We start from the raw sequence: 255 nt of genomic DNA, 5'->3' as shown, positions 1-255 counted from the left end.
CGGTCGCCGCCGTGGTGCCGCCGGCCGCGCCGCTATACACCACGTTGCTGCTCGCCGTGGCGCTGGCAAAGGAGGTCGTGCCGCGCAGGTCGGCCGCTGTCGCACCCGAGATCGTAGCGGAGACGTTCGACTTGGTGGAGTAACCGACCGTGGTCTGCAGCGCCTGGTTGGCGATCGACTTGGCGCTGTCGATCAGCTTTTGCAGCGAGGTGATGCCGGTGTTGGCAGCCTGCAGCACCTGCACGCCGTTGGCGA

At 67.8% G+C, this 255-nt stretch carries 1 pseudogene; it reads right to left on the bottom strand.

Going from position 1 to position 255, the window contains the following annotated elements:
- Positions 1–255 (bottom strand): annotated as a pseudogene (locus AAE027_RS39550) (DUF1522 domain-containing protein); the annotation flags it as partial.

Source organism: Bradyrhizobium sp. DN3, assembly GCF_041357655.1.
In the GTDB taxonomy this organism is placed as follows: Bacteria; Pseudomonadota; Alphaproteobacteria; order Rhizobiales; family Xanthobacteraceae; genus Bradyrhizobium.
Note: the sequence above shows the minus strand (reverse complement) of the source record. Positions and strands in the feature narration are given on the sequence as shown.